Here is a 15842-nt window from a genome sequence, read left to right on the forward strand (position 1 = left end):
TAAGCAGGCACACGAACGGGTGCTGCCGGTAAGATTTTATTAGATAATAGCAAAAAATGACCATACAGACAATGAAAATGACGAGCCGTACGAGAACGCTTGCATTACAATGAAAGGGAGCTGATGAGGACAATACGGGTTGAGGCTGAACAGGACTTTTTAACTTCAGGTTCAAACTGTACAACCAACAATAGACATTATAAAGGAGCATATAAACATGGCTAAAAAAGCACTGATTGTAAGAGGCGGCTGGGACGGGCATGAGCCGGTGCAGGTATCGGAAATTTTCGCCGGACTGCTGGAGGCAGAGGGCTTTGAGGTTGAGATTTCCGACACACTGGACAGCTTCAAGGATGAGGAAAAGCTGCTCGGCCTCAGCCTGATCGTGCCAATCTGGACCATGGGCGAGATCAGCAATGAGCAGCTGCAGCCTGTACTGAAGGCAGTTGCCGCAGGTGTAGGGATCGCCGGCTGTCATGGTGGGATGTGTGACTCGTTCCGCAACAGTGTGGAATGGCAATTTATGACCGGATCGCAATGGGTAGCCCATCCGTTTAATGACGGGGTGGATTATGTAGTCAACATGGTGCCGTCCAGCTCCAGTCCGCTTATCGAGGGAATTAAGGATTTTAAAGTAAAGTCAGAGCAGTATTATCTGCATGTTGATCCGTGCATCAACGTACTGGCGACAACAACGTTTCCAGTCAGCGAAGGCCCTCATTCCGCCAATGGGGTAATTACCGTGCCGGTTGTGTACACCAAGAAATGGGGCGAAGGCCGCGTATTCTACAACTCGCTCGGTCACCATGCGGATATCTTCGACATTCCGGAAGCGAAGGAGCTCATGCGCAGAGGGTTCGTATGGGCGGCGAGATAAAGCTGCAGAGGTGCATTAAACTTAACTATGAACAGGTGGGATTGCTTTGGATAAGGTAAAAGTCGGGATTGTAGGCTGCGGGAATATAAGCGGGATTTATTTTGAGAATCTGACCAAGTTGTTCGTCAATACGGAGGTTTATGCCTGCGCGGATGTATTTAAGGAACGGGCAGAGGAAGCTGCGGAGAAATACGGTGTACCGAATGTATGGACTACAGAAGAGCTGCTCGCTTCGCCGGACATTCAGATTGTCGTCAATTTGACTACGCCAAAGGGGCATTTCGAAGTATGCAAGCAGGCTCTGCTGTCCGGTAAGCATGTCTACGTCGAGAAGCCGCTGTCGCTTGCGCTTGCGCACGGACAGGAGTTGGTGGAGCTGGCTGCGGAAAAAGGGCTGATGCTCGGCTGTGCCCCGGACACCTTCCTGGGCGCGGGAATCCAGACCTGCCGCAAGCTGATTGACGACGGCTTTATCGGTGAGCCTGTAGCTGCTTCGGCCTTCATGGTCTGCCACGGGCATGAGAGCTGGCATCCGGACCCGGAGTTTTATTATCAGGCAGGCGGCGGGCCGATGTTTGATATGGGGCCATATTATCTTTCTGCACTCGTATCGCTGCTGGGTCCGGCTGTAACGGTTGCGGGCATGACCAAAACCTCCTTTGCCCAGCGGACCATTACCAGTGAAAAGAAATTCGGCAAGCAGATCGATGTGGAGGTGCCGACACATGTCGCCGGAACAGTGCAGTTTGCCAGCGGCGCGGTAGCCACCATGGTCACCAGCTTCGACGTATGGGACAGCACGCTGCCCCGAATCGAAATCTATGGCACCAGGGGAACATTGATTGTTCCCGACCCCAATACCTTCGGCGGACCGGTTCTGCTGAAGCCGGCGGGCGGCACCGGCTTCATGGAAATCCCGCTGGTGCACAATTACGCGGTCAACAGCCGGGGGATCGGCGTAGCGGATATCGCGGACTGCATCACGAGCGGAAACCGTCCGCGTGCAGGCGGCGGGCTGGCCAACCACGTGCTGGAGATTATGCACGCCTTCCACACCAGCTCGGATACGAAGCGTTACGCAGAGCTTGCCACCAGCTGCGAGCAGCCAAGACCGCTGCCGCTCGGGCTGATCAAGGGCTACATTAGCTAGATGCTATAAGCTATTGAAGATCTTCTCTGCAGCTCCTTTGGGGGCTGCAGGCAGATCTTTTTTGGCGGCCGGTTTACGAACTTTTTTAGCGCATCAGTACATTATCCATAATTTTTGGTGGTAAGTTCTTTAGTTTCTGTATAGGACAGGGCAGCCGAGGCGGGTAAAATGAAGTGGTCTTGAATTAATTTGATGTAAGCGTTAGTAACAATGTGATGAGATATTCCGCCGATTGACGCAAACAGAGTATTTCCTGGCTTAAAGCCAAACTATAACCCCAAAGGAGTCAATAATCATGAGCAGCGTTAAACCTAACCAACCGCTAGTAACTCATATTTATACAGCCGATCCGTCCGCCCATGTATTTGAAAATAAAATCTACATCTACCCGTCACACGATTTGGACCATGACGGTCCGGATAATGATAACGGCGACCAGTATAAAATGGAGGATTACCATGTGCTGTCGCTGGACAGCTTCGACTCTCCTGCTGTGGACCATGGCGAAGCGCTGCATCTGAGAGATGTGCCATGGGCTTCAGCCCAGATGTGGGCGCCGGATGCGGCGTATAAGAACAACCAGTATTATCTGTATTTTCCGGCACGGGATAAGGACGGAATCTTCCGGATTGGCGTAGCCACCTCGCCGTCTCCGGCCGGACCGTTCAAGGCGGAGCCTGACTACATTCAAGGCAGCTACAGCATTGACCCTGCTGTGTTAGTGGACGAGGATGACCAGGCTTATATTTACTTCGGCGGACTGTGGGGAGGCCAGCTGGAGAAATGGCAGACCGGCACCTTCCAGCCGGAGCAGACCGAAGGGCCGCCTGCAGACCAGCCGGCCATCGGACCGCGCGTTGCTAAGCTAAGCGAGGATATGCTCTCTTTTGCAGACGAGCTGCAGGAGATTTCGATCATCGACGAGGAGGGTAATCCGATTACTGCCGGTGACGAGGAGCGGAGATATTTTGAAGGGCCATGGGTCCACAAATATAACGGCTATTATTACCTGTCCTACTCAACAGGCTCGACCCATAAGCTGGTGTACGGAATCAGCCGCAGCCCGCTTGGACCGTTCACTTTTAAAGGCACCATTCTTACCCCTGTCATCGGCTGGACCACGCACCATTCCATCGTCCAGTTTGAGGATAAATGGTACCTGTTCTATCACGACAGCTCTTTGTCGGAAGGTGTGAATCACAAGCGCTGCGTGAAATACACGGAGCTGAAATATAATGAGGACGGTACTATTCAGACGATCGATCCCTACCCGGCCGCAGAATAATAATTAAATACTGTTGCGCCAAAAAAAGCACAAGAACCGCAGTTGGAGGCTCTTGTGCTTTTTACTGCGTGGCCGCAGATACGCATAAGGTATTTTACTGAATATAGCCGGATGTCCGTATCCTCCTAATTGATGACTTGAAACTTAAGGTTTCAAGCCGCCGCCGCCCGTTACAATAAAAACACAATAACAAGCAAGTGGACAGGAGTGCAGCCGATGCAATACAGCAACCCCGTAATCCCCGGGTTCCATCCCGATCCCAGCATATGTCGGGTTAATGATGATTATTATTTGGTTACCAGTACCTTTGAATATTTTCCGGGGGTACCGATTTTCCATAGTAAGGACCTGGTCCATTGGCGGCAGATCGGCCATTGCCTGACCACCCCTGAGCAGCTGCCGCTGTCGAACGCTTGGAACTCAGGCGGGATATTCGCTCCGACGCTCCGTTATCATGACGGCTGGTTCTATATGGTTACTACCAACGTCAGCGGGGTCGGTAATTTCTACGTCAAAACCAGGAATCCGGAAGGGCCGTGGTCAGCCCCTGTTCCGGTCAAGCAGGGCGGTATCGACCCTTCCCTCCTGTTCGATAATGATGGCCGCGTATACTTCCAGTCGTCGTGCAACGGGACTGAAGGCCATGCTATCTACCAGTGTGAGATTGATATTGAAACCGGAGAGATGCTGACGGAAAGCCGGTATATCTGGAAGGGAACCGGGGGTGCTCACCCGGAAGCCCCGCATCTGTACAAGATCGACGGCTGGTATTATCTCATGATCGCAGAAGGCGGCACCGAATACGGGCATATGGAGACGATTGCGAGAAGCCGGCAGCCATACGGGCCGTTTGAGTCCTGTCCGCACAATCCGGTGCTGACCAACCGGAGTATGGACAGCAGCATCCAGGCTACCGGACACGCTGATCTGATTGAGGCGCAAGACGGAAGCTGGTGGGCGGTATGCCTGGGCATCAGGCCGGTTGCCTATCCGAAGGCTCATCATCTGGGGCGCGAGGTTTATCTGGCTCCTGTTACGTGGACAGAGGAAGGCTGGCCAGTGATCGGCCGGGATACACATATCGATCCGCAGATGGATGCACCGGAGCTGCCACAGACTCCTTGGCCGGCATCCCCGGTCAGAGACGATTTCAATGAGAAGCGGCTGGGCTTCGACTGGACCTTTTTGCGCAATCCCCTGGAAGACAGCTGGTCCCTGGAGGAGCGCCCGGGGTATCTGGTGCTGCACGGACATGAGACTAACCTGAGTAATGCTGGTGCTCCGGCTTTTGTCGGCCGCAGACTAAGCCATTTCTCCTGCAGCATCGCGGCGGCGATGGAGTATGAACCGCAGCATGAGGGGGAGGAAGCCGGATTAACGGTCTTCATGAACGAAAAGCATCACTATGATATCGCCGTAACATTAGTAGAGGGCCGCAAAAAGGTAGTATTCCGCAAAACCATCGGCTCCCTTCAGACAGAGCAAACCTGGGATTGTCCAGAAGGTTCAGTTGAACTGAAGGTCCAGGCTTATCCGAAGAAAATAGTCGCTTCCCTGCAAACAGCACAAGGCAGCACTTTAGACCTTGGCTGGGGTGAGACGCATCTGCTCAGTACAGAGGTTGCCGGAGGCTTTACCGGCGTATTCATTGCTATGTATGCTGCCGGTTCTGCAGAGGGGCATGCTGCTCCGGCAGCTTTTGACTGGTTTGATTATGAGCCACAAGTAGAATTATAGTAGACTATTCAAATTGTAACTGGAGCGAATCACAAACGGGTGTGTAGCCAATCTTTTGATAGATGCTATTAGATGTGGGATTTGCCAAGTCTGTATATAAGACGCACTTGGTAAATCCTTTTTCCAATGCAAGCAGGCTTATTTGTGCCACAATTGAAGTAGCGTAGCCCTTGCTGCGCTCATAAGGAGGGGTATATACAAAAGCCACACCAATAGCCGTCTGCATTACCCTTGTATATCCCGCCATAGAAACAGGTATCCCGTTGTCCTCTAAAATATAGATTTTTTTCGATTTGATCCGGTAAAGGTAAGGGGCCGCCTCTTGCGGGATGGACATTTCTGTTGTGCCGTAAGTCCCCGCTGCATAGAACGCTTCCGCCCAGTACGGGAAAAAATGAATATCCTTTTTATCAAGCAACCGAACAGTACCAGGCTTTTGAATGTCCGGGTTTACTGCTGTCAGTTCATAGATGCGTTGGCTCATTGTTGTTTTGAAGGTTATTCCTTTGCGTAAGGTATATTCTTTGGCAAAATATTCAGCCAGCGTTTTTTCGGTTGTCACACCTGGAATGTCGCGGTCTTTCAGCCCGTCAATCAGGCAGCTTACAGCTTCCAGATTAATGTTGTTATCTGTTGCATAAAGCGTAATATTGTGCGGCGGCGTCATTATGGCGGTAAGCTGTATGCCCTTGTCATCCGAAATCGTTGCCATAAGCCAGTTTACAGGGTCACGCCAGTCTGTCTTGTCTTTTCCTTCGTGCCCCATGATGATATTGCCAAGAGGAATCAAATTTTGCGCTTCATGACGCATCAGCACATCATAGGTATCCTTGTAAAACTGATGCACATCCGTATATAACTTGAACTGCATTCCAATTCACCCTTTCTTTGGCTCGACGCTTATTCGGAGTTGCTCTGCGTTACAGAAGTCCAAACGTACTATGGAGTCACGGCGAATCCCTACTCTATCAATAAAAAAATTAATATCTATATAGAACGTCATTAATAAACTAACAAGCCGTCTCCTGAAAGCGTTGAGCAGCGGATGGATCTCCCTTGCTAAAGCTCTAACCTTGGTCAGTCGGTTCGGAGCCAAATGAGTTTTAAGTGTAGTTTGTGCAATTAAAACAGGGCAATTTAGTAATTTTAAGGAGATAACTGTATTCTGTACATCTATTTTTTGCGAAAAAGCCGGTTCGGGGCGTTTTCGGCAAATATAAATGTATAGAGTGCAGTTAAAACCTGCAGCGAAGCTAATTAGCCTAGTTTAATTGCAGAAAGTACAGTTATTTCAACCCGGCTCAAGGACTTTAGCTGTGGAAGTGATAGATTGTCTCCATGAGTTATAAAGGTAATTGCGGTTTACATAATAGGAAAAAGTGGCGTATATTCAAGAATTCCCCCTATAAGCCTTCGGCGACACGCCGTAGGCCTTTTTGAATTGGCGGGTCAGATAATTGCTGTCATTGAAGCCGCACATATAGGAAATCTCCGTGATGGAATGCCTGCTCCCGCGGAGCAGGGTACAGGCCAGCTCCAGCCGCAGGCGCTGGATGTAGGCGATCGGAGTCGTCTGGTAGTAAGCCCGGAAGATGCGGTTCAGATGCCTGACCGAAATCCGCGACTGCGCGGCGATATCCTCCAGTGTAATCTGCTCACAATAATGATCCTCGATGTAGGAGATGGCGCTGGCCAGATGCATCAGGCTGTTATCCGTTCCGGCCTCCTGATTCTCATAGTGCCTGGACAGATATACCACCAGCTCCATGAACCGTGAGGCGAGCATCGTCTGGTAGCCCTGCTGCTTCTCCTCGTATTCTTTGATCATCGCAGCGATGAACGAGGAGATATGCTCAAGGCTGGCGATTGGCAGATTCAGCTTGCTTTTGAACCCGTTGATGCTGCGGTAAAACGGCTCCAGCACGAACAGCGCCTGATAGCCGTTCAGGGTTCTGAGGTCCGGGCCTGCGGATTTGAGCATTTCGGCCTTATACATAATGTTGCAGATTTTAAAATCGTACGGGGCCATGTAAGCATGAGGAGTACCGCCGCTGATAACGAAGACATTTCCTTTTTTGATGAAGGATTCCTCATCATTGACGACATGGGTGGCATGTCCGTTAAGCACAATAACCAGCTCGGAGAAGTCTGCATGCTTATGGAGGGAGATGTCTTCCTCATGGCCGCCGTATTGGATAAAGAACGGGAACTGCTCATCTATAGTGAACCAGTTCAAGTAGACATTACTCACAAGTGGAACCTCCCGGAAAATACAGCATTCGTGTCTATATAATGCTATTTTATGACCTGAAAATCAAGGTTTCCGGCCAAAGACGCAGAGTAAAATGAGAGCATCACCAAGAGCAGCGCTGATAGGCGATAAGGTTTGCAACCGCATTCAAGAAGCTTATGCATCAGATTAGAGCTAAAGGGGGATTTATTAGAATGAATCATAAGGTATCGAAGAAGCTCGGGGCAGCACTGCTGGCAGGCTTACTGCTGGTATCGGTCGGCTGCAGCAATTCCGGGAACAATGCCACGGATAGTACGAACGGAAATAGCGGAAATGATACGGAACCGGTAACCTTCACGTTTTTTGGAGCGGATGCCAGCCCGAACTGGAATAACATGCAGGACGATGTGGGCAAAGAAATTATAGCGAAGACCGGTGTTACCCTGCAGGCGGAATTTGATGTGGGCGGCGGAGGCGGGCAGGACCGGATTTCCATGATGGCCGCAAGCGGCGACTACCCGGATATTATTTTCGCCAAGGGTGAGATTGGCAAGCTGGTGGATGCGGAAGCCCTTATTGACCTGACCGATCTGATCGATAAGCACGCGCCTAACATCAAAAAAGTCATGGAAGGCAACATGAACCGGATGAAATACAGCAAGGACAACGAAGCGATTTACTCGATTCCGACGAATGTCGGGGTTGGCGAACAGAAATTTGATGCGACCAACGGCTTCCAGATTCAGCACCGGGTGCTCAAGGAGCTGGGCTATCCGGAAGTAAGAACGGTCAAGGATTATGAGAATGTGCTCAAAGAATACTTCACCAAGCATCCGACGACTGACGGCCAGCCGACAATCCCGATGACGCTGAATGCCGACGGCTGGAAGATCATGATTACCGTAACCAACCAGGGCGATATTACGACTGGTGGGGCCAATGACGGTGAGTATTACGTGAATCCGGAGACGTATGAGACGATGCTCCACTACAAAAAACCGGAGGAGAAGGAGTATTTCCGCTGGCTGAACCACATGTACAATGAGGGGCTGCTCGACAAGGACTCTTTTGTGCAAAAGGATGACCAGTACAAAGCGAAAATCTCCAGTGGCCGCGTGCTCGGTCTCAGCTCAGTGGAGTGGGAGTACCAGGATGCGGAGAATGCCCTGAAGTCTGCCGGCAAAGACGAGTATACGTATGCGCATTTCCCGGTCACCCTGAGTGAGGAATATAAGGATCAGGCGATGCAGGCTGTCGGCGTAGACGGCTACGGTATCAGCATCACTACCTCCTGTGAAGATCCGGTCCGTGCGATCAAGTTCATCGACTGGCTGTCCTCAGAGGAAGGGCAGGTGCTGAGAAACTGGGGCATTGAGGGCAAAACCTACAACATGGAGAACGGAAAACGGGTGATGCCTGCCGATATTCTCGACCAGAAGGTCAATGATGCAGGGAAATTCACTAAAAATACAGGCGTCGGCTTGTATTCTATTTTTGGAGTCCGTTACGGAGACGGCGTGAAGGATTCTACGGATAATTACTATACTACCAACTTCCCGGAACAGATCCTGGCCGAATACTCGGATGCGGAGATGGAATCCCTGGCCGCGTATAACGCAACCACCTGGAAGGACCTGTTCCCTGCCGAAGACGAATTCCCGGTAAAAGAGTGGGGCGCACTCTACAATATGCCTGTACCGACGGACGGGAACTATCAGGTAATCTACCAGAAGACACAGGATATTGTCCAAAAACGGATTCCGGAAGCCATTCTCTCCAGCCCGGGTGAATTTGATAAAATCTACGATGACTTCATTGCCGAGCTGAACAAGGCCGGTGCCGAGAAGATGGAGAAGGAATATACAGAGCTGGTTAAAGCGAGAGTGTCGCTGTTCACCGGTAAGGATGTTAAATAGTATATGGTAAAAGAGGGCTCTGCCGGATTAGCGGCAGGGCCCTTGCCTGTTGTCCGGCACTTGTGCATCTGCTGGCAGGGTGACGGCGGTCCGCAGTAAAGGCTCAGCCCTTCGGGATGCTGCGGTAGCGGGAGGGCGAGAAGCCGGACATTTTTTTGAACAGTCTGGAAAAATAGTAAGGGTCGCTGATCCCGACAGCCGAGCTGACCTCCTTGATGCTGAGCTCGGTCAGGTCGAGCAGCTGTCCGGCCCGCTGGATTTTGAGCCGCAGAAAGTACTCGATCGGAGGGACTCCTGTCTCCAGGTTGAACAGGTGAATCAGATGCTGCTGGGACAAGCCGACATGCCGGGCCAGATCCGTTAGCCGGATCGATTCCTCCAGGTGCTGGTTCATGTACTTTATGGCCTGCTCCAGATATTGCTCCCGTTTTTTCTCCTGCGCCGATTTGCTGGTATTGAGACCGATCCCGGACAGGAGCTGCCGGGTGGTCTGGGCCACATGAACATGCGAGGTCAGCGAATAGGTCCGCTCGGCCAGCAGCTCATAGGCGGGGTGGAACCACTCGGCGAACCGCGCTATTCCGCTGGGGGAAAGGGCGAGCGGCGCTGCGGACAGGCCGAACAGCCGGACAAGCCGTGCGGCATGATCTCCCTTGAAGTGAAACCAGTAGATGCTCCAGGGATTCTCTGCCGTTGCACCATACTTGTGCGGGGTATCCGGAGGAATAATCACCATATCCCCTTCACGCAGCAGCATGCGCTCACCGGCCCGAAGCTCTAACCAGCCCTCACCGCTTTCGCAAAAAATAAAGATATGCGCCGGAGTCCCTTCAGGACGCTCACGGTAATGATATTGCGCGGTCGGAAAATATCCGATATCGGTAACGTACAGCTCCGAAGTTAAGCTCTCCTGCTCGAGTTCCTTCATCCAGTAATCGGGGAGAACATACAGCTTCTCCTCTGTGAAGCCTTCACGCTTCTGTATCATGCGGCTGGCCATTGGTGAGCCTCCTTATTTTACTTCTTGCCGAATATGAATATAATCCATCACTTCCCGCATTTCGTCAATTGGAACCTTCACGTCCGGAAGCTAAAGTAGAACTATAAAAGCAAGGGAGGCTAATGCAGACATGAATCAAACAGTGAATGCTCATACGCCCGGAGGAAGTCCAGCAGCGGCGGAACAGGTGAAGGTATGGGAATCAGAGGTGCTTATCCCTACGTATGAAGCGGGAAAGGCGGACCCGAATCCGATGTTCCTGGAGAAACGGGTCTATCAGGGCAGCACCGGCAGAGTCTATCCTCATCCCGTAATTGAGTCCATCTCGGATGTGAAGGCTGATAAAAATTACAAGCTGGTCATTCTCGAAAATGAATATGTGCGGATCGAGATTATGCCGGAAATCGGCGGCCGGATCTACCGTGCAATCGATAAAACCAACAACTATGATTTTGTCTATTACAACCGGGTAATCAAGCCTGCGCTGGTGGGGCTGGCCGGACCGTGGATTTCCGGAGGCATTGAGTTCAACTGGCCGCAGCATCACCGTCCCAACACCTTCGGTCCGGTAGAATACCGGTTCGGGCAGTCAGAGGATGGAAGCGCCTCCGTCTGGGTAAGCGAAATAGACCGGATGTACGGCACCAAGGTGACGGCGGAGTTCAAGCTGTATCCCGGCAAAGCCTACCTGGAGATTAATGCCCAGCTGTATAACCGGACGGCGGAGCCGCAGACCTTCCTATGGTGGGCCAACCCGGCTGTAGCGGTCAATGACCATACGCAATCTGTATTTCCTCCGGATGTAACAGCCGTATTCGATCACGGTAAACGCGATGTATCCCGTTTTCCGATCGCTACCGGAACGTATTATAAACAGGATTACTCGGAAGGCGTAGATATATCCCGCTACAAGAACATTCCTGTACCAACCTCTTATATGGCCTACAAATCGGATTATAATTTCGTAGGCGGTTACGATCACGGCGTTCAGGCAGGACTGCTGCATGTAGCAAGCCATCATGTTTCACCGGGCAAAAAGCAATGGACCTGGGGTAACGGGGAGTTCGGACAGGCCTGGGACCGCCAGCTGACCGATGAGGACGGACCGTATATTGAGCTGATGACCGGTGTGTATACCGATAACCAGCCTGACTTCACCTGGCTGCAGCCTTACGAGGAGAAGACCTTTACGCAGTATTTTATGCCTTACAAAAATATCGGCGTTGTTAAAAATGCTTCGATCGAAGCAGCGGTTAACCTGGAGGTGGATGCTGCATCCGGCTGGGCTGAGGTTCAGGCGTATGCCACTTCGGTAATGGAGCAGGCTACGATTGTGCTGAAGGGAGCAAACCGCACGTATATCGAGCGGTCGGTACAGCTGTCTCCGAAGAACGAGGATGCTTTTAAGGAGAGTGTAACGCTGGATGCGGGTGAGCAGGAGCATGATCTGAAGCTGACTGTCAGAGCTGCTGACGGCAGACTCCTCATTGCGTATCAGCCGAAGCGCCCTGACATTGAGCAGGTCCCGGATGCAGCCAAGCCGCTCGCTGAGCCGCATGAGCTGCGCTCCACCGAGGAGCTGTACCTGGCGGGCCTGCATCTGGAGCAATACCGGCACGCCACCTTTGAGCCGGAGGATTATTACCTGGAAGGCTTAAAGCGCGATAGAGGTGATATCCGCCTGAATGTGGCATACGGAACGCTGCTGCTGCGCCGTGGCCTGTACAGTGAGAGTGAAGCGTATTTCCGTACAGCGATTGAACGGCTGACCTGGAGAAATCCGAATCCGTACGACAGCGAAGCCTACTACCAGCTGGGTGTGGCCCTGCGCGGCCAGAACCGGTTAGATGAAGCTTTTAAAGCATTTCACAAAGCAGTATGGTCTGCTGCCTGGCAGGATGCCGGCTACTTCTCACTTGCCCAGATCGCAAGCTGCAAGGGTGAATATGCTGAGGCTCTGGATCTGGCTGAGCGCTCACTGGTCCGCAATTCACGCAACTACAAGGCCCGTGATCTGAAAGCGGCTATGCTGCGCAGGCTTGGCCGGCATGAGCAAGCCCTGGCCTATGCACAGGAGACAACCGGACTCGATGTTGCAGATTTCGGCGCTTATAATGAGCAGGCGCTGGCACTTGCTGCACTTGGTGATGCAGCCGCTGCAGAAGGCGTGCTGGCGGAGCTTCGTCTGCTGATGCGCGAGGACGCACATAACTATCTGAACCTGATTGCCGATTACATGGGCTGCGGTCTGCTGGAGGAAGCTATAGCAGTGGGCTTGAGAATTGTTCCGGCTGAAGGAACGGTGTATCCGATGGTGCATTATGCGCTGGGTGAGCTGTATGCACTTGCCGGCCACTCTGATCTGGCTGAGGCGCAGCGCCGTGCCGGACAGTCTGCCGATCCGACCTACTGCTTCCCGAATACACTGTTCGAGCTGGGCCTGCTGGAAAGCGCCGTCCGGGCCAATCCGGAGGATGACAAAGCCCACTATTATCTTGGAAACTTCTTCTATGATAAAAAACGTCCGGAAGAGGCGATTGCCGGCTGGGAGCGTTCGCGTGAGCTGCGCGGTGACTTTGCAACCGTGCACCGTAATCTCGGTCTTGCCTATTTCAATAAACAGGGCGATCCGCAGGCTGCGATGGATTCACTGGTGCAGGCCTATGCCTGCGCGCCGGAGGATGTGCGGATTCTGTTTGAACTGGATCAGCTGCGCAAGAAGCTGGCCTTACCTGCACAGGAGCGGCTGGATATTCTCGAAGCTAAGCGCAGCCAGGTGGAGCAGCGGGACGATCTGTTTGTAGAATATGTTACGCTGCTTAACAATCTGGAGCGCTATGATGAAGCTCTGTCGGCACTGAATTCCCGTAATTTCCATCCCTGGGAAGGCGGCGAAGGCAAGGTAACCGGTCAATATAAATTTGCCCATACTGAGCTTGGCAAGCAGTTGCTCAAGGAAGGCCGCCAGGAGGAAGCGCTGGCCCACCTTCAGCAGGCACTTGTATATCCGCTGAATCTGGGAGAAGGCAAGCTTGAAGGGGCGCAGGAAAATAATATCTACTATTATATAGGTCTGGCGTACGAAGCCCTTGGGCAGGAGCAGCTGGCTGCGGAGAGCTACAAGACCGCTTCACAGGGGCTGGAGGAGCCGTCGAGCGCGATGTACTATAATGACCAGCCGCCGGAAATGATCTTTTATCAAGGGCTGGCCTGGGATAAGCTTGGCAGCATGAAGGAAGCGAAGCGCCGGTTCAACAAGCTGATCGATTATGCGGAGAAGCATATCTTTGACGAGATCAAAATTGACTACTTCGCTGTATCCCTGCCGGACTTCCTTGTGTTCGAGGATGACCTGAACCGCCGGAATGTGATTCACTGCCGGTATATGCGCGGACTGGGGCTACTTGGACTGGGCCGTACGGAAGAAGCCGGTGCCGAGCTGGAACAGGCGCTAGAGCTGGAGCCGAATCATCAGGGGGCTGTGATCCACAGCCGGTTATGCAGAGAAGCAGCAGAGTAACAGTTTTGGTTGACCAATATATCTCACATGAAGGGTTGCGGATGCTTTGATTAACAGCGGACGATACACAGCAAAACTGGATTCGGGCTGGAAGTTCCAGCACGATCCTCAGAACCAGGGCGAACGGGAGGGCTGGCATAACGCCGGCCTGCCGGCTCCCGTTACGGTCTCCGTTCCCCATACCTGGAATGTGCAGGAGGCGCTTGAGGAGTTCCGCGGCGCAGGCTGGTATGAACAGCAGCTGGAGGCCCCGGAGGAATGGGCTGGCCGCCGGTTCCGGCTTTTCTTCGAAGGAGCTTACAGAGATACGGATATCTGGGTAAACGGCACACTGGCCGGCACCCATTATAATTCGGGCTATACGCCGTTTGAGACGGATATTACACCGTATATTCTGGCCGGCGGGAACAACAGGCTGGTGATCAGAGTGGATAACCGGAACAGTGATACGGCTCTCCCTGTGAGCAACAGCTTTGACTGGGCGGATGACGGCGGGCTGATCCGGCCGGTAACGCTGGTGGTGACGGGCAGCACAGCGGTAGAGCAGCTGCGGGTAGAGCCCAAGGTCAGCTTCAGCGCCGACGACAAGCCTGCAGGCGGAACGGTAGCTGCACAGATTAAGCTGTGTGAGCCGCCGGCTGCTGCTGTCCAGGCGGAGATTAAGGTGTACCGCAATGAAGTCATAGTCTGGCAGGGGACAGAGGAGATTGCAGCCGGGGCCTTAGCCTGGAGCTTTGCCGAAATCGGGCTGGATGAAGTGGAGCTATGGCATTTTGACCATCCGCATCTGTATGAGCTTGAGATTGTCCTGACTGCGGGCGACGGGATACAGGACCGGCTTGTCCGTTCCTTTGGCTTCCGCGAGATTGTGGTAGAGGGCCATCAGCTGCTGCTTAACAGGGAACCGGTACGGCTGATGGGCGTGGAGTGGATGCCCGGCTCACATCCGGAGGCGGGAATGGCAGAGGGGGCTGAAGAGCTTACAGCCATGCTGGTCAGGCTTAAAGAAGCCAACTGCATCATCACCCGCTTCCACTGGCAGCAGGGCAATGAGCTGCTGGACTGGTGCGACCGCAACGGCCTGCTGGTCCAGGAGGAGATTCCGCACTGGCAGCAGCCGGCTGAACCGGGGAAAGACACCCGCTTGCTTGCTTTGAGCCAGGCTAAAGAAATGATTGCCAGCCACTCGCATCACCCGTGCATCTTCGCCTGGGGAATGGGCAACGAGCTGGACGGCCAATCGACGGTAACGAACGGGTATATGAAGGAGCTTAAAGAGGAATTTCTGCAGCTTGATTCAACCCGGTTGGTGAACTATGTAAGCAATACGCTGCAGCTTCAGCCGGCGTCCGATGCCACGGGGGCAGGCGATATGCTGATGTGGAATGATTACATCGGCACCTGGCATGGCGATCTTGATGAGGAAGAGGTTATCCGGCAGATCATCGCTGATCATCCGGACAAGCCGCTTGTTGTAGCGGAATATGGATTATGCGAACCGGCCTTTGAGGGCGGGGATGCCAGAAGAACAAGGATATTGCGTGAAAAAACAGCGATTTACCGGCGTTATCCGGCGTTTGCAGCGCTCATCTATTTCAGCCTGAACGATTACCGCACACAGATGGGTGAGGAGGGAACCGGCAGGTTCATGCAAAGAGTCCATGGCTCCGTTGATCTGTATAACCAGGCGAAGCCCTCCTATGCCGCTCTGCGCGAGGAATCTTCACCGATCGTGCTTGCCGGGGAGCCGGTATGGAAGGACGGCGGGCTTGAGCTGACGCTGGAGTGCCGGAATGACATTCCGAGCTATGCGGTGAGAGGATACAGCTTGAAGGCTGCTGTACCGGACGGTGAGGTGATCTCGCAGCTGCTTCCTGATCTCGCACCGGGAGAGGTGCGGACGGTGCATGTGGAGCTGCCGGAAGGTGCCGGCAGTGCCAGCGGAGCTAACGATGGTGCTGCCCGTACTGCGGCGTTGTCCATACTCCGTCCTACCGGCTTCAGTGTGCTGGAGCTGCAGCTGTAGCCAACTGGATTTGTAGCGTTACTTTAAGTAATCAGGATTTATGGATAGGAAAGTTAAAGCCCATGAGAACGGTTGTTTAACCTTCTCATGGGCTTTTT

General features: G+C 52.9%; 10 protein-coding genes. 7 read left to right on the forward strand and 3 right to left on the reverse strand.

What is annotated here, in order from left to right:
• Nucleotides 1-217: 217 nt before the first annotated feature.
• From R70723_RS06880 to R70723_RS06895, 4 genes are all read left to right on the forward strand, one after another.
• Complete coding sequence (locus R70723_RS06880) at nt 218-877, forward strand: ThuA domain-containing protein (protein WP_039870848.1); 660 nt, start codon at nt 218-220, stop codon at nt 875-877.
• 46 nt (nt 878-923) lie between these two features.
• Entirely contained in the window at nt 924-2027 is a 1104-nt protein-coding gene (locus R70723_RS06885; RefSeq protein WP_039870849.1) for a Gfo/Idh/MocA family protein, read from the forward strand.
• Between the two features lie 295 nt (nt 2028-2322).
• The gene (locus R70723_RS06890; protein WP_039870850.1) at nt 2323-3312 is read left to right on the forward strand and encodes a glycoside hydrolase family 43 protein; all 990 of its coding nucleotides are present in this window, start codon (nt 2323-2325) and stop codon (nt 3310-3312) included.
• 216 nt (nt 3313-3528) lie between these two features.
• Nucleotides 3529-5049: a glycoside hydrolase family 43 protein gene (locus R70723_RS06895; protein ID WP_039870853.1), complete on the forward strand. Its 1521-nt coding sequence runs from the start codon at nt 3529-3531 to the stop codon at nt 5047-5049.
• Between the two features lie 4 nt (nt 5050-5053).
• Here R70723_RS06895 and R70723_RS06900 read toward each other — a convergent pair whose 3' ends face one another.
• Entirely contained in the window at nt 5054-5920 is an 867-nt protein-coding gene (locus R70723_RS06900; protein WP_039870855.1) for a GNAT family N-acetyltransferase, read from the reverse strand.
• A gap of 519 nt (nt 5921-6439) precedes the next feature.
• Nucleotides 6440-7300 carry an AraC family transcriptional regulator gene (locus R70723_RS06905; protein ID WP_039870856.1) on the reverse strand — a complete coding sequence of 287 codons (861 nt, stop codon included), beginning with the start codon at nt 7298-7300 and terminating at the stop codon, nt 6440-6442.
• Nucleotides 7301-7494: 194 nt separating this feature from the next.
• On the opposite strand from R70723_RS06905, the gene R70723_RS06910 reads away from it, so the two are divergent.
• The gene (locus R70723_RS06910) at nt 7495-9198 is read left to right on the forward strand and encodes an ABC transporter substrate-binding protein (RefSeq protein ID WP_039870859.1); all 1704 of its coding nucleotides are present in this window, start codon (nt 7495-7497) and stop codon (nt 9196-9198) included.
• Nucleotides 9199-9301: 103 nt separating this feature from the next.
• Here R70723_RS06910 and R70723_RS06915 read toward each other — a convergent pair whose 3' ends face one another.
• The gene (locus tag R70723_RS06915) at nt 9302-10198 is read right to left on the reverse strand and encodes an AraC family transcriptional regulator (RefSeq protein WP_231574835.1); all 897 of its coding nucleotides are present in this window, start codon (nt 10196-10198) and stop codon (nt 9302-9304) included.
• A 130-nt stretch (nt 10199-10328) separates the two neighbouring features.
• Here R70723_RS06915 and R70723_RS06920 point away from each other — a divergent pair, with 130 nt between their 5' ends.
• Nucleotides 10329-13718 carry a DUF5107 domain-containing protein gene (locus R70723_RS06920; protein ID WP_047171050.1) on the forward strand — a complete coding sequence of 1130 codons (3390 nt, stop codon included), beginning with the start codon at nt 10329-10331 and terminating at the stop codon, nt 13716-13718.
• 46 nt (nt 13719-13764) lie between these two features.
• Nucleotides 13765-15744: a glycoside hydrolase family 2 protein gene (locus tag R70723_RS06925; RefSeq protein ID WP_039870861.1), complete on the forward strand. Its 1980-nt coding sequence runs from the start codon at nt 13765-13767 to the stop codon at nt 15742-15744.
• Nucleotides 15745-15842: the final 98 nt, after the last annotated feature.

The sequence above is a fragment of the Paenibacillus sp. FSL R7-0273 genome, assembly GCF_000758625.1.
Classification (GTDB): Bacteria; Bacillota; Bacilli; order Paenibacillales; family Paenibacillaceae; genus Paenibacillus_AQ.

Excerpts from the sequence above, each read along its gene's own strand:
- R70723_RS06880 (WP_039870848.1), top strand. The coding sequence starts at position 218 with ATGGCTAAAAAAGCACTGATTGTAAGAGGCGGCTGGGACGGGCATGAG.
- R70723_RS06890 (WP_039870850.1), top strand. The coding sequence starts at position 2,323 with ATGAGCAGCGTTAAACCTAACCAACCGCTAGTAACTCATATTTATACA.
- R70723_RS06895 (WP_039870853.1), top strand. The coding sequence starts at position 3,529 with ATGCAATACAGCAACCCCGTAATCCCCGGGTTCCATCCCGATCCCAGC.
- R70723_RS06900 (WP_039870855.1), bottom strand. The coding sequence starts at position 5,920 with ATGCAGTTCAAGTTATATACGGATGTGCATCAGTTTTACAAGGATACC.
- R70723_RS06910 (WP_039870859.1), top strand. The coding sequence starts at position 7,495 with ATGAATCATAAGGTATCGAAGAAGCTCGGGGCAGCACTGCTGGCAGGC.
- R70723_RS06915 (WP_231574835.1), bottom strand. The coding sequence starts at position 10,198 with ATGGCCAGCCGCATGATACAGAAGCGTGAAGGCTTCACAGAGGAGAAG.
- R70723_RS06920 (WP_047171050.1), top strand. The coding sequence starts at position 10,329 with ATGAATCAAACAGTGAATGCTCATACGCCCGGAGGAAGTCCAGCAGCG.